General features: G+C 59.3%; 18 protein-coding genes. 8 read left to right on the top strand and 10 right to left on the bottom strand.

What is annotated here, in order from left to right:
• Positions 1-104: 104 nt before the first annotated feature.
• The 6 genes from pqqA to ACIPY9_RS11285 all read left to right on the top strand — a co-directional run bounded on the left by pqqA (position 105) and on the right by ACIPY9_RS11285 (position 5170).
• A complete protein-coding gene (gene pqqA / locus ACIPY9_RS11310) occupies positions 105-176 on the top strand; it encodes a pyrroloquinoline quinone precursor peptide PqqA (RefSeq protein WP_003243383.1) in 72 nt (23 codons plus the stop codon).
• A 92-nt stretch (positions 177-268) separates the two neighbouring features.
• Complete coding sequence (gene pqqB / locus ACIPY9_RS11305) at positions 269-1180, top strand: pyrroloquinoline quinone biosynthesis protein PqqB (RefSeq protein WP_400700533.1); 912 nt, start codon at positions 269-271, stop codon at positions 1178-1180.
• Positions 1181-1188: 8 nt separating this feature from the next.
• The gene (gene pqqC / locus ACIPY9_RS11300; protein WP_400700531.1) at positions 1189-1944 is read left to right on the top strand and encodes a pyrroloquinoline-quinone synthase PqqC; all 756 of its coding nucleotides are present in this window, start codon (positions 1189-1191) and stop codon (positions 1942-1944) included.
• The gene (pqqD, locus tag ACIPY9_RS11295; RefSeq protein ID WP_400700529.1) at positions 1941-2216 is read left to right on the top strand and encodes a pyrroloquinoline quinone biosynthesis peptide chaperone PqqD; all 276 of its coding nucleotides are present in this window, start codon (positions 1941-1943) and stop codon (positions 2214-2216) included. Before pqqC ends, pqqD begins: the two co-directional genes overlap by 4 nt.
• Complete coding sequence (gene pqqE, locus ACIPY9_RS11290) at positions 2209-3378, top strand: pyrroloquinoline quinone biosynthesis protein PqqE (RefSeq protein ID WP_400700527.1); 1170 nt, start codon at positions 2209-2211, stop codon at positions 3376-3378. Before pqqD ends, pqqE begins: the two co-directional genes overlap by 8 nt.
• On the top strand, positions 3341-5170 hold the full coding sequence (locus tag ACIPY9_RS11285) for a S9 family peptidase (protein WP_400700525.1): 1830 nt from the start codon (positions 3341-3343) through the stop codon (positions 5168-5170). The genes pqqE and ACIPY9_RS11285 overlap by 38 nt, the downstream gene beginning before the upstream one ends.
• A 55-nt stretch (positions 5171-5225) precedes the next feature.
• Here ACIPY9_RS11285 and ACIPY9_RS11280 read toward each other — a convergent pair whose 3' ends face one another.
• The 10 genes from ACIPY9_RS11280 to bioB form a co-directional block, all read right to left on the bottom strand.
• Entirely contained in the window at positions 5226-5387 is a 162-nt protein-coding gene (locus ACIPY9_RS11280) for a YqaE/Pmp3 family membrane protein (RefSeq protein ID WP_108237786.1), read from the bottom strand.
• 325 nt (positions 5388-5712) lie between these two features.
• Complete coding sequence (locus ACIPY9_RS11275) at positions 5713-7491, bottom strand: acyl-CoA dehydrogenase C-terminal domain-containing protein (RefSeq protein WP_400700523.1); 1779 nt, start codon at positions 7489-7491, stop codon at positions 5713-5715.
• Positions 7492-7676: 185 nt separating this feature from the next.
• Complete coding sequence (locus tag ACIPY9_RS11270) at positions 7677-8975, bottom strand: diguanylate cyclase (protein ID WP_400700521.1); 1299 nt, start codon at positions 8973-8975, stop codon at positions 7677-7679.
• A 237-nt stretch (positions 8976-9212) separates the two neighbouring features.
• On the bottom strand, positions 9213-11018 hold the full coding sequence (locus ACIPY9_RS11265; RefSeq protein WP_400700519.1) for a phenylacyl-CoA dehydrogenase: 1806 nt from the start codon (positions 11016-11018) through the stop codon (positions 9213-9215).
• 325 nt (positions 11019-11343) lie between these two features.
• Positions 11344-11640 (bottom strand): pyrroloquinoline quinone biosynthesis protein PqqE, encoded by a 297-nt coding sequence (locus tag ACIPY9_RS11260; RefSeq protein ID WP_400700517.1) that lies wholly within the window; start codon positions 11638-11640, stop codon positions 11344-11346.
• Between the two features lie 156 nt (positions 11641-11796).
• Positions 11797-12483 carry a dethiobiotin synthase gene (gene bioD, locus ACIPY9_RS11255; protein ID WP_400700515.1) on the bottom strand — a complete coding sequence of 229 codons (687 nt, stop codon included), beginning with the start codon at positions 12481-12483 and terminating at the stop codon, positions 11797-11799.
• Between the two features lie 32 nt (positions 12484-12515).
• Positions 12516-13325 (bottom strand): malonyl-ACP O-methyltransferase BioC, encoded by an 810-nt coding sequence (gene bioC / locus ACIPY9_RS11250; protein ID WP_400700513.1) that lies wholly within the window; start codon positions 13323-13325, stop codon positions 12516-12518.
• Positions 13318-14049 carry an alpha/beta fold hydrolase gene (locus ACIPY9_RS11245; RefSeq protein ID WP_400700511.1) on the bottom strand — a complete coding sequence of 244 codons (732 nt, stop codon included), beginning with the start codon at positions 14047-14049 and terminating at the stop codon, positions 13318-13320. Before ACIPY9_RS11245 ends, bioC begins: the two co-directional genes overlap by 8 nt.
• Entirely contained in the window at positions 14042-15232 is a 1191-nt protein-coding gene (gene bioF, locus ACIPY9_RS11240; protein ID WP_400700509.1) for an 8-amino-7-oxononanoate synthase, read from the bottom strand. Before bioF ends, ACIPY9_RS11245 begins: the two co-directional genes overlap by 8 nt.
• A 65-nt stretch (positions 15233-15297) precedes the next feature.
• Positions 15298-16356 carry a biotin synthase BioB gene (gene bioB, locus ACIPY9_RS11235; RefSeq protein WP_400700507.1) on the bottom strand — a complete coding sequence of 353 codons (1059 nt, stop codon included), beginning with the start codon at positions 16354-16356 and terminating at the stop codon, positions 15298-15300.
• A 91-nt stretch (positions 16357-16447) separates the two neighbouring features.
• Here bioB and ACIPY9_RS11230 point away from each other — a divergent pair, with 91 nt between their 5' ends.
• Together ACIPY9_RS11230 and ACIPY9_RS11225 are read left to right on the top strand one after the other, a co-directional pair.
• Positions 16448-17182 (top strand): ComF family protein, encoded by a 735-nt coding sequence (locus tag ACIPY9_RS11230; protein ID WP_400700506.1) that lies wholly within the window; start codon positions 16448-16450, stop codon positions 17180-17182.
• 47 nt (positions 17183-17229) lie between these two features.
• Entirely contained in the window at positions 17230-17994 is a 765-nt protein-coding gene (locus tag ACIPY9_RS11225; protein WP_400700504.1) for a TOBE domain-containing protein, read from the top strand.
• Positions 17995-18047 lie beyond the last annotated feature (53 nt).

Genomic DNA, 18047 nt, shown 5'->3' with positions numbered 1-18047 from the left:
ATTGTTAAATTGAGTAACATAGCTTCCTAAGTATCTGAACGTATGCCTGCTCAGGCGCACTAAGATGTAGTCACAACCGCTGCAATCATATGAAGGAGTCTCCCATGTGGACCAAACCTGCTTACACTGATCTGCGTATTGGCTTTGAAGTCACCATGTACTTCGCGAACCGTTGATGTCGACACGGTACAAAGCCTCGGTTCGCCGGGGCTTTTTTTATGGATAGCGCTCTTTTTCATTTTTCAGCGCTCCCCGGTATGGAGCTGACATGTACATCCAGATTCTAGGTTCCGCAGCGGGCGGCGGTTTTCCCCAGTGGAACTGCAACTGCGCCAACTGCGCAGGTTTTCGCGATGGCAGCCTGCGTGCCCAGGCCCGCACCCAATCCTCCATTGCGATCTCTGACGATGGCGTCAACTGGGTACTGTGCAATGCTTCCCCGGACATCCGCGCCCAGTTGCAAGGCTTCGCTCCCATGCAACCCGGCCGCGCACTTCGCGATACCGGCATCAGCGCCATTGTGCTGATGGACAGCCAGATCGATCACACCACCGGTCTGCTCAGCCTGCGCGAAGGCTGCCCGCACCAGGTCTGGTGTACCGATATGGTCCACGAAGACCTGAGCACGGGCTTTCCGCTGTTCGAGATGCTCAAGCACTGGAACGGCGGCCTGGTCTGGAATCGTATCGAGCTGCAAGGCAGCTTCATCATCCCGGCCTGCCCCAATCTGCGTTTCACACCATTCCCGTTGCGCAGCGCGGCACCGCCTTATTCGCCGCATCGCTTCGATCCGCACCCCGGCGACAACATCGGCCTGATCGTCGAAGACCTCAGGACAGGCGGCAAGCTGTTCTATGCCCCCGGTCTGGGCAAGGTCGATGAATCCCTGCTGGAAAAAATGCAGGCCGCCGACTGCCTGCTGGTGGACGGCACGCTGTGGGACGACGACGAGATGCAGCGGCGCGGTGTCGGCACCCGTACGGGTCGGGAAATGGGTCATCTGGCCCAGAACGGCCCCGGCGGCATGCTGGAAGTGCTCGAGGCGTTCCCGGAACAGCGCAAGGTCCTTATCCACATCAACAACACCAACCCGATTCTCGACGAAGATTCTCCGGAGCGCGCCGAGCTGGTGCGCCGTCATGTCGAAGTGGCTTATGACGGCATGAGTATCGAGCTTTAGGAGACATGATGAACGAGACCACTGCGCTGTCCCCCGCCGAGTTCGAGAAGGCTTTGCGTGCCAAGGGCGCCTATTACCACATCCACCATCCGTTCCATGTGGCGATGTATGAAGGCCGGGCGACTCGCGAGCAGATTCAGGGGTGGGTCGCCAACCGTTTCTACTACCAGGTGAATATCCCGCTCAAGGACGCGGCGATTCTGGCCAACTGCCCGGATCGCGAAATCCGTCGTGAATGGATACAGCGCCTGCTGGATCACGATGGCGCTCCGGGTGAAGACGGCGGTATCGAAGCCTGGTTGCGCCTGGGTCAGGCCGTGGGGCTGGACCCGGACCAGTTGCGTTCACAGGAGCTGGTCCTGCCGGGCGTCCGGTTTGCGGTCGATGCCTACGTGAATTTCGCTCGCCGTGCCAATTGGCAGGAAGCGGCCAGCAGTTCGTTGACCGAACTGTTCGCCCCCCAGATTCACCAGTCGCGCCTGGACACCTGGCCCCAGCATTACCCCTGGATCGACCCGACAGGTTATGAGTATTTCCGCACTCGCCTGGGTCAGGCACGTCGCGATGTGGAACATGGATTGGCGATTACACTCAAGTACTACACCACCTACGAAGGCCAGCAGCGCATGCTGGAAATCCTGCAGTTCAAACTCGACATTTTATGGAGCATGCTGGACGCCATGAGCATGGCGTACGAGTTGAACCGCCCGCCTTATCACAGCGTCACCGACCAGAATGTATGGCATAAGGGAATCAGCCTATGAAATTCGATCGACAACAAGTCCCCAGCTGGCGCCAGGGTTATCGCTTCCAGTTCGAGCCGGCCCAGAACGGCCATGTGCTGCTGTATCCCGAAGGCATGATCAAACTGAACGAAAGTGCCGGCCTGATCGGCAGTCTGGTGGATGGACAACGCAGCGTGGCGCTCATCATTGCATCGTTGCAGGAGCGCTTTCCAAACGTTCCGGAACTGGGTGCCGATGTCGATGATTTCATGAGAGTCGCCCAGGAAAAGAGTTGGATAAACCTTGCCTGATACCCGAAACACCACCCAGGGTCCGCTCATACCGCCAACGCCACCTGTCGGCCTGCCGCTGTGGCTGTTGGCCGAGCTGACCTACCGCTGCCCGCTGCAATGCCCGTATTGCTCCAACCCGCTGGACTTCGCCAGACAGGGTCAGGAACTGAGCACCGAGCAATGGTTCACCGTCATGCAGCAGGCGCGGCAGATGGGCGCGGCGCAAATCGGCTTTTCCGGTGGCGAACCGCTGGTGCGTCAGGACCTGGCCGAACTCATCGCAGAAGCCCGTCGCCTGGGTTACTACACCAATCTGATCACGTCAGGCATTGGCTTGACCGAGCAGAAAATCATCGATTTCAAGAAGGCGGGGCTGGACCATATCCAGATCAGCTTTCAGGCCAGCGACGAGCAAGTGAACAACATGCTCGCCGGCTCCAGAAAGGCCTTCGCACAAAAACTGGAAATGGCCCGTGCGGTAAAAAAGCACGGCTATCCCATGGTGCTGAACTTCGTTACCCATCGGCATAACATCGACCGGATCGACCGGATCATCGAGCTTTGCCTGGCCCTTGAAGCGGACTTCGTGGAACTGGCCACCTGTCAGTTCTATGGCTGGGCGCACCTGAACCGCGTCGGTCTGCTACCGACCAAGGATCAACTGGTACGTGCCGAGACGATCACCAACCAGTACCGTGAAAAGCTGGAAGCCGAGAAACATCCCTGCAAACTTATCTTCGTCACACCCGACTACTACGAAGAGCGCCCCAAGGCCTGCATGAATGGCTGGGGCAGCCTGTTTCTGACCGTCACCCCGGACGGCACGGCCTTGCCTTGCCATGGCGCGCGTCAGTTGCCGATCCAGTTTCCCAATGTGCGTGACCACAGCATGCAGCACATCTGGTACGACTCGTTCGGTTTCAATCATTTCCGCGGGTACGAGTGGATGCCCGAACCTTGCCGCTCCTGCGACGAGAAGGAAAAGGATTTCGGCGGCTGCCGTTGCCAGGCCTTCATGCTGACAGGCGATGCTGCCAATACGGACCCGGTCTGCAGCAAATCCCCGCATCACGGGCTGATTACCCAGGCCCGCGACGAATCGGAAACCGCGACTCAAACCATCGAACAGTTGGCCTTTCGCAATGAACGAAACTCACGCCTCATCGCCAAATCCTCCTGATCTGTTCCCGGCCTCGCAGGCCGTTGCCGCAGGTATCGACTTCTCTGAACTGGATCTCAGCCCTGCCGGACTGTTCTGGAACGAATACCGGCCCGAAGACGCCGCCTGCCGTATCTGGCACTGGGCCGAAGGTCAGGTCCGTCGCCTGACACCGGACGGTTTCAGCGTGCGCAGCCGGGTGTATGAATATGGCGGAGGGTCGTTCTGCATCGCGGACGATGCCGTGGTGTTCGTCAACGAGCGCGATCAGCAGTTGTATCGACAGGCACTGGACGCCAGTGCTCCCCGGCAACTGACGCAGGGCGACAGACGCTACGGAGGCCTGCACTTCGCCACGGATCAGGTCCTGGCCGTCGAGGAGGATCACAACACCCATCGTCTGGTGGCGATCGATCTGGCTGACGGCCAGCGTCACCTGCTGGCCGAGGGGGCCGACTTCTATGCCTCCCCCGTCATGAGCCCGGACAGACAGCGACTGGCCTGGGTTCAATGGCAACGCCCGCATCAGCCCTGGACCTGTACGATGCTGATGTGCAGCGAACGTCTGAGTGACGGCTCCTGGTCGGCGGCACGCTGCGTGGCAGGCGATGGCCCGCAGCAGGAATCCCTGCAACAACCACGCTTCGATGCTCAAGGACGCTTGTGTTGCCTGACGGATCGCGACGGTTTCTGGCAGCCATGGCAGGAAACGCCTTCCGGCCTGACACCTTTCCCTGCCGCCGCGGCCGACCATTCACCGGCTCCCTGGCAACTGGGCGGCTGTACCTGGTTGCCGACGGGCAACGGTTATCTGGCCAGTTGGTCGCAGGATGGATTGGGCGTGCTGGGTTTGCGCCAGGCGGACGGTTCGGTCGAAGACTTCAGCGCCGGTTACACCCGGTTTCGCAGCCTGGCCATGGATGAAAGCTTTATCTATTGCATCGCGGCCTCGGCCATCAGCCCCTCGGCCGTACTGGCCATCTCACGCCAGGATCACAGCACAAGCGTCCTGGCCGGCGGGGAGTCCCCCTTGCCAGCGGAACGTATCAGCCGCCCGCAATCCTTGAGCTATGCCAGCGGCGAAGCCAAAGCCCATGGTTATTTCTATCCGGCAATGAATGGCGCGGAAAAACCGCCCTTGGTGGTTTTTATCCATGGCGGCCCGACTTCAGCCTGCTATCCGGTATTGGACCTGCGCATCCAGTATTGGGCACAGCGAGGTTTCGCCGTCGCCGACCTCAACTATCGTGGCAGCACCGGGTATGGCCGCGACTATCGACAAAGCCTGCACCTGAACTGGGGTGTTTCGGATGTGGAAGACGCCTGCGCAGTCGTTGAACACCTGGCAGAACGGGGGCTGATCGACAAGGATCAGGCTTTTATCCGCGGAGGAAGCGCCGGTGGTTATACAACGCTGTGCGCGCTGGCCTTTCACAAGGTCTTCCGTGCAGGAGCGAGCCTGTATGGTGTCAGCGATCCCATCGCCCTGGGCAAAGTGACTCACAAGTTCGAGGGGGATTATCTGGACTGGCTGATTGGCGACCCGGCCGAGGATGCCGAACGCTATCGGGACAGAACACCTCTGCTGCATGCCGAGCGGATCAGCGTACCGGTCATTTTCTTTCAGGGAGAACTCGACGCCGTGGTCGTGCCGGAACAGACCCGCGCCATGCTCAAGGCCCTTCAGGACAACGGCATTGAGGCTCGAGCGCATTTCTATCCCGATGAACGCCACGGTTTTCGCAAGGCCAGTAACCTGGCTGACGCGCTGGAAGCCGAGTGGCGTTTCTATCGGGATGTCTTGGATGGTTGATCGTTCGCGAATGAATTCGCTCCTACACGGTCTGCAGGAGCGGTTTCAACCGTGATCACTTACGGCTGGCGATGATGTAGACGGCATGGACGATGCCGGGGATGTAACCCAGCAGAGTCAGCAGAATATTGAGCCAGAAGGCGCCACCGAAGCCGACTTGCAGAAACACACCCAGTGGTGGCAGCAGAATGGCGAAGATGATGCGAATGATGTCCATGGGTAAGCTCCTGATGGGATGACCTTTTATTAGGCCAGGTAGCTAATCGACCCTTGGCATCGGCAAGGGTTCCACCCGTTCTGGCATACAGCCATTACTCAAATCCCGGACACAAAGAAAACCCCGCCTAAGCGAGGTTTTCCAGACTGTTTCCCTGATATCCCTTTCACCCCGCCATCCTGGCAGGCATCCCTTCGTGTCCCTGTTATGTCTTGTTGCGCATCCTGCGCTACGTCCATGGATTTAGAGTAACTTTGGATCCATTTTTAGGGAAGAGGCAAAAAGCCAACACAACGTGTAAGCAAATGCTTACAGACCTCAATCCTCAGAATTGCGAAGCATCCAGCAGGAACAAAGACTCGCTACCCGCACGCACACTGGCATTGAGGGAGTGGATGCGCGGCAACAGGCGGGCAAAGTAGAAACGCGCCGTGCCCAGTTTGCTGACGTAGAACTCTTCCTGCTCTTCCTTGCCCTGGGCTGCCTTGGCCATCATGGCCCACATGTAAGCGTATGCGGTGTAGCCAAACAGATGCAGGTATTCCACCGACGCAGCACCGATCTCATTGGCGTTGGTCCGTGAGCGGTCCAGCACCCAGCGAGTGAGTTCATCCAGCATGTCGAGCGCGGCCCCGAGAGGCTTGGTGAACTCGGTCAGCGAGCTGTCGGCCCCCTTCACGAATGCACGCACTTCATCGGAGAACAACTGGTAGAACGCGCCGTTCGACCCGACAATCTTGCGTCCCACCAGATCCAGCGCCTGGATGCCGTTGGTGCCTTCGTAGATCTGGGTGATGCGTACGTCACGCACCAGTTGCTCCTGCCCCCACTCACGGATGTAGCCGTGACCACCGAAGACCTGCTGACCATGAACCGTGGTTTCCAGCCCGATATCCGTCAGGAAGGCCTTGGCGACCGGCGTCAGCAGCGCGACAAGATCTTCAGCACGCTGACGAACAACCTCATCGACACTGTACTTGGCGGTGTCCAGTTGCAGGGCTACATAGCTGGAGAAGGCACGCCCGCCTTCGTTGAAGGCTTTCATGGTCAACAACATCCGACGCACGTCCGGGTGAACGATGATCGGGTCAGCCGCCTTGCCCTTGTTCTGCGCGCCGGTCGGGGCGCGGCTTTGCAAGCGATCACGGGCATATTCCACAGCGTTCTGGTAGGAACGCACGCCGGAAGCCAGGCCCTGGATAGCCACACCCAGGCGCTCGTAATTCATCATGGTGAACATGGCGGCCAGCCCCTTGTTGGGCTCGCCGATCAGATAGCCGACCGCATCGTCGAAGTTCATCACGCAGGTGGCCGAAGCCTGGATGCCCATCTTGTGTTCGATGGAGCCACAACTGACGGTATTGCGCTCACCCAGGCTGCCGTCCTCGTTGACCATGAACTTGGGCACCAGAAACAGCGAAATGCCTTTAGGGCCTGCGGGGGCATCCGGAAGCTTGGCCAGAACCAGATGAATGATGTTCTCGGTCAGGTCGTGTTCGCCGCCGGTGATGAACACCTTGCTGCCACTAATCTTGTAGGTGTTGTCGCCCTGAGGGACAGCCTTGGTACGGATGATGCCCAGGTCGGTACCGGCATGGGCTTCGGTCAGGCACATCGAACCGCACCAGGTCCCGGCATACATGTTCGGCAGGTAAGTGGCCTTGAGCTCCTCCGTGGCGTGGGTATTGATCGATACGCAGGCACCGGTGGTCAGCATCGGATACAGCCCGAACGCCAGGCTGCCGGAGTTGAGCATCTCTTCGACCTGGGCCGACACCACCTTGGGCATGCCCATCCCACCGAACTCCGGGTTGCCGCCAACCCCGACCCAACCGCCTTCTGCGTAGGTTTTATACGCTTCGGGGAAACCTGCCGGGGTGGTCACGACAGTATCGTTCCAGTGGCAACCTTCCTCGTCCCCGTTACGGCTGAGGGGAGCGATGCTCTTGCTCGCGACCTTGCTGGCTTCCTCAAGAATTGCGTCGACCGTCTCGGCATCGACGGTTTCAGCCAGCTCAGGCAATTGAGCCCAGAGCCGGGACACCTCAAACACTTCATTGAGAACGAAACGCATATCGCGCAACGGCGCTTTGTAGTCAGCCATGGCAAACCTCGCAAGCAGGAGCAGTAAACCTGAAAAGGCGATCCCGACATGCAGCATGCCCGGATCGGGTGACAATGTCCCTGAGTCTAACCGAACAACGTTTCAGAGACATAGCGTCAAGACATGACCATTTATCATAAAATAGTCACAAACACCTGCACCGATCGTTCAACGAATACTCAGACTCAACCAACCGCTTCGGCCGTGCGTACTGCTCCGCGTTTGTTGTGCTGACCATGGGAGATGACGCAGTTGCGGCCTGCGCCCTTGGCCGCGTACAGCGCCTGGTCAGCCGCCTTGAGCACTTCTTCGGGGGTTCGATGTTCCGGCTGGCGTTCGGCAACACCAATACTGACGGTCACGGAAACACTGCTGGCAGCAGTCGCGCCCCGTCGCTGGCGCCCTTGCTGATCGTCCTTGGGGCGATTGTCCTTGTTGCGCAACAGAATCTCGTAATTGGCAATGCTTTCACGAATGGCCTCCAGGTGAGGCAGGCATTCATCCAGCGTCTTGCCGGCAAACACGATGGCAAACTCCTCGCCGCCATAGCGGTAGGCCTTACCGCCGCCATTGGTGATTTTCGACAGTTTGCTGGCGACCAGACGCAACACCTGGTCGCCGACATCGTGACCATGGGTATCGTTGAATTTCTTGAAGTGATCGACGTCACTCATGGCCAGCACGTAATTGCGCCCCAGGCGCTGCATGCGTTCGTTGAGCGCCCGGCGTCCGGGCAGGCCGGTGAGTTCGTCGCGGAAGGCCATCTGGTAAGCCTCATGGGCGACTGCCGCCGCAATCATCAGCATCACCTGGCTGCACAGGATATTCAGCGTAAACGGCAGAATGAACGTCTTGGGCAAGGCCCAGAACAACCCCAACAATCCGACGAGCTGCGCAGCATGCAAGGGCCGTGGTTTTTCCAGGTATTGCCAGATCAGCAGGACAAACGAAGCCAGGAACATGGCATAGGAGAGCTGGATCAGGCTCATCCAGGAACCATGCAGCGCAGGCCAGCGGATATCCGCCAGCCAGGTCTGGACTTCGACGGGATAACTCTGCTCAAGACCGAAGGCCACGCTTCCCACGGCAACCAGTACCGCAATGCGCGCTACAAGGTCCTGAAACAGATGCGTACGTTCTTCCCAGGCCGCATACAACCCGAACAGGACCGGCAACAACAGGCACACAAGGTGAAAGATGACCGCCGCATCTTCCCGGACCTTGCCATTGTCCCGGTAGTAATCCGTCTGGGTATCCAGCAGGAAGTAGGCAATGTAAACGGTGATCATCAGAAACAGTTCACGCTGACGCCGATACACGCAGCAATAGGCGCCTCCCAACAGCAACACCAGAGTGGGCAGCACATTGAACAGGGAGGTGAAGAAAACACTCAAGTCTTTGACATAGGCAGCCGCAAGCCCTGCAAAAAACAAAGCGGCAGAAGGCAGAAAGTGACTCAATCGTGCGGCAGATGGACGCAACAAGGGGGATATCTCCTACTCGGCATCGGAGTAAATATCTGGCTTGATGGCATTGTGCCCTCATCCAGTGAACCATGCATTCAGCAGGATTGGTAGCTGGCTACGTTTCTGTAACGGCAGGTAATCGAAAAGGTTTATCGTTTGAATGAGCAAAGACCGGGTTTCCGCGCTCTTTTCATCTGGAATGAAAAAGCCGCCTGACCCGAAGGCCAGACGGCTTTTGACAGCGGCAGGGCGTGATCAGTAAGCCAGACCGAAGTCTTCCTCTTTCATGTCCATCAGGTTGCCGGCACCGGAAAGGATGGCGGCGACATGCGTACGGGTACGCGGCAGGATGCGCTGGTAGTAGAAACGCGCCGTCTGCAGCTTGGCGGTGTAGAACGCCTCTTCGGAGGTGCCAGCAGCCAGTTTTTCCGATGCCAGGCGCGCCATGTCGGCCCAGAAGTAAGCCAGGCAGGCATAGCCGGAATACATCAGGTAATCCACCGAAGCGGCCCCGACTTCTTCACGGTCCTTCATGGCTGCCATGCCCACTTTCATGGTCAGCTCGCCCCACTCCTTGTTCAGCGCGGCCAGTGGCGTCACGAACTCCTGAACACCTGCGCTGCCTTCGTTAGCCTGGCAGAACTTGTGGACGATCTTGGTGAAGCCCTTGAGCGCCTCGCCCTGGGTCATCAGGACCTTGCGGCCCAGCAGGTCCAGTGCCTGGATACCGGTGGTGCCTTCGTACAGCATCGAGATACGGCTGTCGCGAACGTTCTGCTCCATGCCCCACTCGGAGATGAAACCGTGACCGCCATAGATCTGCACGCCATGGTTGGCCGACTCGAAGCCCACTTCGGTCATGAAGGCCTTGGCAATCGGCGTCATGAACGCCAGCAGCGCATCGGCCGATTTCTTCAGGTCTTCGTCTTCGCTGTACTTGACGATATCGACCTGCTTGGCAGTGAAGTACACCATGGCCCGAGTACCTTCGGCGAAGGCCTTCATGGTCAGCAGCATGCGACGCACGTCCGGGTGAACGATGATCGGGTCAGCGGCTTTATCCGGCGCTTTAGGGCCGGTCAGCGAACGCATCTGCAGACGGTCGCGGGCATATTTCAAACCGCCCTGGAATGCGACTTCAGCGTGGGCCAGACCTTGCAGTGCCGTGCCCAGGCGAGCAGTGTTCATGAAGGTGAACATGCAGTTCAGGCCCTTGTTCGGCGGGCCGATCAGGAAGCCCTTGGCCGAATCGAAGTTCATCACGCAGGTGGCATTACCGTGGATGCCCATCTTGTGTTCGATCGAACCGCAGGTCACCGCATTGCGCTCGCCAAGGCTGCCGTCGGCCGCGGGCAGGAACTTGGGCACGATGAACAGCGAAATACCCTTGGTACCCGCCGGGGCATCCGGCAGACGCGCCAGTACGATATGGACGATGTTATCGGCCATGTCGTGTTCGCCAGCGGAAATGAAGATCTTGGTGCCGGTGACCTTATAGGTACCATCGGCCTGAGGCTCGGCCTTGGTGCGCAACATGCCCAGGTCGGTCCCGCAGTGAGGTTCGGTCAGGCACATGGTGCCGGTCCATTCACCGGACACCAGCTTGGTCAGGTAAGCGTCCTGTTGCTCAGGAGTGCCGTGCTCGGAAATCGTATTCATGGCGCCATGGGACAGGCCGGGGTACATGCCCCATGACCAGTTGGCTTCGCCGACCATCTCGCTGATGGCCAGACCCAGCGACTCGGGCAAGCCCTGGCCACCGTGGTCAACGTCGTGGGCCAGGCTCGGCCAGCCACCTTCGACGAATTGTTTGTATGCCTGTTTGAAACCGGTCGGGGTTTTCACGCCCGACTCACTCCAGGTGCAGCCTTCGGTATCGCCAACCCGGTTCAGCGGAGCCAGTACCTGTTCGCAGAACTTGGCGCCTTCCTCAAGAATGGCATCGACCATGTCAGGTGTTGCGTCCTGGCAGGCCGGCAGACTTTGATAGTGCGCCTCGTAGCCAAGCAGCTCATCACGAACGAAACGAATATCACGCAAGGGGGCCTTGTATTCAGGCATAGCGATAAACCTCTGCTGATGAATCCTGGAACGAATGACCGGACGGTCGCCGTGAGCATACGCCAGGGCGCCAGACAATCTCGTGTGCCTTACGGTCAAACAGGTGTTTGAAACATACGTTTACGCCTGTACCTTGTCAATAGCGCTTCGCACACCACTTATCCTCGATACGCTACAGACCGCACACGCAAAGGCGTGCAGCACTCAGGCACCGATTCAGTGGAGTCTAGTAGAGAGACGGAAAGTTGCGGAGACGATACAGCGTGATGGTGAGGGGCAATTCAAAAAATAACGCCGTGCCGGGAAGGCACGGCGTGGAGGGGGATCACGCGTAAGTATCGATCAGCGTACCCAGCGCTTCGTCGCTGGCTTTCTGTGCAGCCAGGCCTGCCTGGATCTGCTCTTTGCCGGCTTCAAGCTCGACGATATTGGCGGGCAGTTCTGAACGCTGGCTGCGATCGACGGAGCGCAGGTTCTCAAGCTGGAAGTCCGAAGACTGGCTTCTGCCCGACACTTCGATGTTGGTGCTGGCGATCTGGGTGGCCGCCTGATCGACACGCTCCTGTCCGACCTGAATGGCGCTCAGACCCGGATAGAGGGTGTTGTTCATGGTGATTTGCATAAGCCGGTCCTCAGTTCAAATAGCGAACAGGTGCTATTGAACCAGCAAATGCAGGGAAATACTCGACAAAAAGACTAATGGCACTCCGCCGCACGATAGGTTGCGTCTTGAGAAAGGCAAAAGCACCTTGTGTATCAGGTAGATAGTGAATGTGTTTCAAAATCCATCAAGCAGCTCAAGATGCAGGTGTTCAGCCACGGCTTCGGCACTCGCTTTCTTCAGGCGAGGTACGCGTCCGATACAAGGCGCAGGCAACCGCTCGGACAAGGTCGCCAGGTTCTCTTCCAGACGCGAAGTCTTGGGGTCGATGATATTGGCGACCCAGCCAGCCAGTTGCAATCCGTCCCGGGCAATGGCTTCGGCCGTCAGCAAGGCATGATTGATACATCCCAGACGCACGCCCACCACCATGATGACGGGCAGTCCCAGGCCAATGGCCAGGTCCGACAGATTGCTTTGATCGGCCAGCGGAACACGCCACCCACCAGCACCTTCAATGAGGGTGAAGTCCGCACGCCGTTCAAGCAGCCTTCGCATCGGTTGCAGCAGTGAGTTCACCATCAGCGGCACCCCGGCTTCACGGGCAGCCAGATGGGGAGCAATGGCAGGCTCGAAAGTGTATGGGTTGACATCGTTGTAGCTCAGGTCTAGCGAACATTCTGCCAACAGGGCCAAGGCATCGGAATTGCGCAACCCTTGCGGGGTGATCGCACTGCCCGAAGCAACAGGTTTGCCAGCCGCCGTGCTCAGCCCAGTCAATCGGGCGGCATGCAGCAAACCGGCGGCAACCGTGGTCTTTCCTGCATCCGTATCCGTGCCAGTGATGAAATACGCAACACTCATCTCAGCGGTCTTCCCTTTATCACATGAACCCGTCAGGGCTTTTCAAGCACCGCATAAACCACTTGATAAGTGGCGGGCAGCCCTTCGGTCTGGCGAAAGCGCTCGTACGCCTGGACCAAGCCTAGAATCCGTTGCCTTCCCGTCAAGCCACCGGGGCGCCCAGGGTTGAGATTATGCGCACCCAGTGCTTTCAACTCGTGAGTCAGGCTGCGGACATCCGGGTAGTACAGCACATGAGGTCGAACCTCCAGGCTGCGTACACGCAACCCACTGGCCGCGCACAGCTGGCGATAGTCTTCCAGCTCCCGGAAGCGGTTGACGTGGACCAGCCCGTCGACACTCTGCCAGCTGGCCCGCAGCTCATGCAGAGTACCGACGCACAGGCTGGAAAAGGCAAATACGCCGCCAGGCTGCAACACGCGACCGGCTTCACGAAGGACAGCGGCAAAGTCCTCGCACCATTGCACGGCGAGGCTGGAAAAGATCAGCCCACAGCTCTGCGCCTGCATCGGCATACGCTCGGCATCGCCCGCCACGAAATAACGCGCGCCGCCTTGAGGCCGGGCATGACGCAGCATTCCCTGGGCGATATCCAGCGCAATGCCTTCGCCGTCCTTGAAAGCCTGCCCCAGCACCCGGCTGAAATAACCGGTGCCGCACCCCAGATCCAGCCAGCGCGAAGGATCGAGCCCGTCGGGCAGACGGGAGAACAGTTCATGGCCGACAGCGCGTTGCAGGTCGGCAACACTGTCATAACTGCCAGCAGCGCGAGAAAACGATTCAGCGACCTGACGCTTGTCGGGCAAGCCACCCGGTAGTTTGACGTGGGAAAGATCAGTCATCGCCCGACTCGTGCAAAAAGGCCTGGATCGCCGCCGCCACTCCGTGAGGGTTTTCCAGAATGAAGGCATGGCTGGCCTGTTCAATCAGACCCACCTCGACGTCCGGCAGCAAGGCCAGCAAGTCCCCCGCAGCCTCGGCTGGCACGAATGCATCGTGCCCTGCAAACAGGTGCAATTGCGGACCGCGATAGGTCTGCAAGGCACTACGGGTGTCGAGCTGCTCCAGAACACGCAGACCTTCGACCAGGGAGCGGCTCGAGGTCTTGGGCGCACCGGCCTTGAGCAGACGGGACAATCCACGCGGATCTTCAGCCCCTTGAGTACACAGCAGGCTGAAGCGCTTCAACGTCGCGTCGGCATCGGCGGAACACCCCGCCAGAAAGGCGACGAAATCGTCCTGGGGCATTGCATGGGGCCATGCACCACGTGTCACGAAACAGGCATTGCTCGCCATTGTCAGCAACCCGCAACACTCATCGCCACGGCGCGCTGCCAGCTCGGCCGCCAGCATGCCGCCCAGCGACCAGCCGCCGAGCCAGACACCGCTCGGGATATTGACATCCAGTTCATCGAGCCACTCTGGCAGATCCGCGCTGTCGAGTTCGGGCAAGGGTTCGATCTCGACCCGCAGATGCTCGTCCAGCCCCCGCAAGGCGGCCGCCAGCGGCTCAAGCGGTGAAACGCCCAGGCCCCAGCCCGGTAGCAGGATCAAGCGATTACGCATGCCCGGACTCCGTCGGCTCACTTGCACCCAGCAGCGGATAACACTGCTCCAATGCATTCAACAATAGCTGCACCTGAGCCTCGCTGTGAGCGGCAGACAATGTCACGCGCAAACGGGCACTGCCAGCAGGAACGGTGGGAGGACGGATCGCCGTCACCAGCAGACCACGCTCACGCAGCATCTGCGACAGGCGCAAGGCTCGACCGTCATCGCCGATCATGATCGGCTGGATCGGTGTGAAACTGTCCATCAACTCCAGACCGATCTGCTCGGCACCCCGGCGGAACTGCTGGATCAGACGTGTCAGATGCTCGCGTCGCCAATGTTCGGTCCGCAACAGCTCCAGACTCTTGAGCGTGGCGCAGGCCAGTGCAGGCGGCTGGCTGGTGGTGTAGATATAAGGGCGGGCGAACTGGATGAGGGTTTCGATCAGTTCTTCACTGCCAGCCACAAAGGCCCCTGACGTGCCGAAGGATTTACCCAGCGTACCGACCAGCACCGGCACATCGTCAATGCCCAGACCGAAATGCTCGACGATCCCGGCCCCGTTGGCACCCAGCGGACCAAAGCCATGGGCATCGTCCACCATCAACCAGGCACCTTTGGCCCGGGCTGCCCGCGCCAGTGCGGGCAGGTCCGCGATGTCGCCATCCATGCTGAACACGCCGTCGGTCACCACCAGCGTATCGCCGACAGACTTATCCAGACGTGTGCTCAGACTGTTCGCATCGTTGTGCAGATAACGGGAAAAACGCGCACCGCTGAGCAGGCCCGCATCCAGCAGCGAAGCGTGATTGAGACGATCCTCCAGCACGGTATCGCCCTGCCCCACCAATGCCGTGACCGCTCCGAGGTTGGCCATGTAACCGTTGGAAAACAGCAACGCCCGTGGTCGGCCGGTAAGTTCGGCAAGCGCTTCTTCCAGTTCGTGATGCGGGCCACTGTGACCGATCACCAGATGCGAGGCGCCACCTCCGACGCCCCATCGCTCGGCCCCTGCCTGCCAGGCCGCGATCACGTCAGGATGATTGGCCAGCCCCATGTAATCGTTGTTGCAGAACGCTACAAGCGGCTGGCCATCGACCGTCACTTGCGGGCCTTGCGGGCTTTGCAGCAACGGACGCTGACGATAGAGGTGTTCGGCGCGACGCGCTTCAAGGCGCGTGCGGAGATCGAAAGACATGCAGGCCCCGGTCTTCAGAAAAGTGATTCACAGCGGGCCGGTTGCAACCGGCCCGTTCGGGAAGATCAGGCAGACGCGGCGTCGTAGAACATGGCGCTGCTCTTCTGCTCGACCAGAGCCTGCTCGATGGCCGCCTGATGCACTTCGTCGGCGTGCTCTTCACGGGCTTCGGGCTTGATGCCCAGGCGCGAGAACAACTGCATGTCCTTGTCGGCCTGCGGGTTGGCCGTGGTCAGCAATTTTTCGCCGTAGAAAATCGAGTTGGCGCCCGCGAAGAACGCCAAAGCCTGCATCTGTTCATTCATGGCCTCGCGACCGGCCGACAGGCGGACATGAGATTTCGGCATCAGGATACGGGCCACGGCCAGCATGCGGATGAAATCGAACGGGTCGACTTCTTCGGCGTTCTCCAGCGGCGTACCGGCCACTTTCACCAGCATGTTGATCGGCACGGATTCAGGATGCTCAGGCAGGTTGGCCAGTTGAATCAACAGACCGGCGCGATCGTCCAGCGACTCGCCCATGCCCAGAATGCCGCCAGAGCAGATCTTCATCCCTGCATCGCGCACATAGGCCAGGGTCTGCAAGCGCTCGCTGTAAGTGCGGGTGGTAATGATGTTGCCGTAGAACTCCGGCGAGGTGTCCAGGTTGTGGTTGTAGTAATCCAGCCCGGCCTGAGCCAGCGCCTCGGTCTGTTCCTGATCAAGACGGCCCAGTGTCATGCAGGTTTCCAGGCCCATGGCCTTGACGCCTTTGACCATCTGCAACACGTACGGCATGTCCTTGGCCGATGGATGTTTCCAGGCCGCGCCCATGCAGAAGCGGGTCGAACCGATGGCCTTGGCGCGAGCCGCCTCTTCGAGCACCTTCTGCACTTCCAGCAGCTTTTCCTTTTCAAGACCGGTGTTGTAGTGGCCGGACTGCGGGCAGTACTTGCAATCTTCGGGACAGGCACCGGTCTTGATCGACAGCAGGGTGGAAACCTGGACGCGGTTGGCATCGAAATGAGCGCGGTGAACGGTCTGAGCCTGAAACAGCAGGTCATTGAATGGCTGTACGAACAGCGCCTTGACCTCAGCTAAAGTCCAGTCGTGACGCAAAGTGGCGGTGGTGCTGGCGCTCATCGGGCGGCTCCTTGGTTTTTTTGGGCAATGCGCCAAGGCGAAAAAAGCCCACAAGCGCTACACGGATGTTCGGCATATTTAAGGAAGAGCCATGCACTGTCAACCGCATTGCAAACATCAGGTTTACATCTGGTTAAAAAAGAAACAATCCTGTTTGCTGTGCGATGAAATCAGCGACGCTTCTCTGCCCCTTTGCGTTCCCTGCGAAACCGAACTGCCCTGGCTGGACGATCAGTGCCTGCATTGCGCCCTGCCATTACCCATGTCCGGCCTGACCTGTGCCCAGTGCGTCAGGCACCCTCCCGCCTTCACGGAGGTCGTCGCCCCCTGGCGATATGACTTTCCGGTCGACAGCCTGATCACTCGCTTCAAACACCAGCAGCAATGGCCCATGGGGCGCTTGCTGGCGGAGCTGTCAGCGCAGTTCCTGCAACACCGCTTCGACGAAGGCCTTGCCCGGCCCGATTGCCTTTTACCCGTGCCACTGGCCAGCAAGCGCCTGCGCCAGCGTGGCTACAACCAGTCGGCCATGCTCGCCCACTGGCTGGGTCAGTCCCTGAACCTGCCGGTGGATGAACGTCGACTGCTGCGTATTCGGGAAACCACAGCGCAACAGGGGCTGGATGCCAAAACCCGTAAGCGCAACCTGAAGGGAGCCTTTGCGGTGCGCGATGCTGCCTGGATGAAAGGCAAACACCTGGCATTGATCGATGATGTCTTGACCACGGGTTCTACCGCGGATGTCATTGCCCGCGTGTTGCTCAAGAACGGTGCGCAGCAGGTAGATGTCTATTGCCTGGCCAGAACCCCCAGACCGGAAGGCTGACTTGCCTTACACTGCCCACTTTCCATCAGCCACCCGCCTTCACTGCCATGCCTTTACCGACCTTGCTGACGCAACACATGGTTCGCCGTCCTCAGCGCATCGAGTTGCTGCGCCATATCGCCGAGCAAGGCTCGATCACCCGTGCCGCCAAAAGCGCGGGCCTGAGCTACAAGGCGACCTGGGATGCCATCGACGAGCTGAACAACCTGGCGCAGAAACCGTTGGTGGAACGCAGTGTCGGCGGACGCGGAGGTGGTGGAGCGAAGTTATCCGCCGAAGGTGAGCGCGTGCTGCGTCTCTATAAACGCTTGCAGGCATTACAGGCTCAGGTGCTGGAAGCCACCGAGGAAAGTGGCGACCTGGAACTGCTCAATCGCCTGACCTTGCGCACCAGTGCCCGCAATCAATTGCTGGGGCGCATCGTGAGCATCGTCCGGCAGGGGCATAACGATTACATTCGCCTGCACATGACGGATGAGGTTTTCATCGAAGCCCGGATCACCCATGACAGCACCCAGCGACTGGAGCTGAAAATCGGCACGGATGTAGTCGCCCTCATCAAGGCCGGCTGGCTGGAGCTGCATCCACACGATCACGTCGAAACAAATGGAAACAATTGCCTGTCCGGTCGGATAGATACGGTACTGGAAGCCGAGGACGGCCCCTGTGAAGTACGGATTACGCTGCCCGGCGGCCAGACACTGTGCGCCCTGACACCCACTGCACGACTTCAGGCCCTGGGGCTGGCTGCCGACTGTCAGGTGAAGGTCTGCTTTGCGCCTTCCTTTGTATTGTTGGGGACGCCGTTGTAAGCGGCTGCGCCGTCATGTAACCGACACAATTTCGTCATGCACGGCAATTATCG

This window comes from Pseudomonas sp. NPDC089734 (genome assembly GCF_044748865.1).
GTDB lineage: Bacteria > Pseudomonadota > Gammaproteobacteria > Pseudomonadales > Pseudomonadaceae > Aquipseudomonas.
Note: the sequence above shows the minus strand (reverse complement) of the source record. Positions and strands in the feature narration are given on the sequence as shown.

Excerpts from the sequence above, each read along its gene's own strand:
- pqqB (WP_400700533.1), top strand. The coding sequence starts at position 269 with ATGTACATCCAGATTCTAGGTTCCGCAGCGGGCGGCGGTTTTCCCCAG.
- pqqC (WP_400700531.1), top strand. The coding sequence starts at position 1,189 with ATGAACGAGACCACTGCGCTGTCCCCCGCCGAGTTCGAGAAGGCTTTG.
- pqqD (WP_400700529.1), top strand. The coding sequence starts at position 1,941 with ATGAAATTCGATCGACAACAAGTCCCCAGCTGGCGCCAGGGTTATCGC.
- ACIPY9_RS11285 (WP_400700525.1), top strand. The coding sequence starts at position 3,341 with ATGAACGAAACTCACGCCTCATCGCCAAATCCTCCTGATCTGTTCCCG.
- ACIPY9_RS11280 (WP_108237786.1), bottom strand. The coding sequence starts at position 5,387 with ATGGACATCATTCGCATCATCTTCGCCATTCTGCTGCCACCACTGGGT.
- ACIPY9_RS11275 (WP_400700523.1), bottom strand. The coding sequence starts at position 7,491 with ATGGCTGACTACAAAGCGCCGTTGCGCGATATGCGTTTCGTTCTCAAT.
- ACIPY9_RS11265 (WP_400700519.1), bottom strand. The coding sequence starts at position 11,018 with ATGCCTGAATACAAGGCCCCCTTGCGTGATATTCGTTTCGTTCGTGAT.
- ACIPY9_RS11260 (WP_400700517.1), bottom strand. The coding sequence starts at position 11,640 with ATGCAAATCACCATGAACAACACCCTCTATCCGGGTCTGAGCGCCATT.
- bioD (WP_400700515.1), bottom strand. The coding sequence starts at position 12,483 with ATGAGTGTTGCGTATTTCATCACTGGCACGGATACGGATGCAGGAAAG.
- bioC (WP_400700513.1), bottom strand. The coding sequence starts at position 13,325 with ATGACTGATCTTTCCCACGTCAAACTACCGGGTGGCTTGCCCGACAAG.
- ACIPY9_RS11245 (WP_400700511.1), bottom strand. The coding sequence starts at position 14,049 with ATGCGTAATCGCTTGATCCTGCTACCGGGCTGGGGCCTGGGCGTTTCA.
- bioF (WP_400700509.1), bottom strand. The coding sequence starts at position 15,232 with ATGTCTTTCGATCTCCGCACGCGCCTTGAAGCGCGTCGCGCCGAACAC.
- bioB (WP_400700507.1), bottom strand. The coding sequence starts at position 16,356 with ATGAGCGCCAGCACCACCGCCACTTTGCGTCACGACTGGACTTTAGCT.
- ACIPY9_RS11230 (WP_400700506.1), top strand. The coding sequence starts at position 16,448 with ATGCACTGTCAACCGCATTGCAAACATCAGGTTTACATCTGGTTAAAA.
- ACIPY9_RS11225 (WP_400700504.1), top strand. The coding sequence starts at position 17,230 with ATGCCTTTACCGACCTTGCTGACGCAACACATGGTTCGCCGTCCTCAG.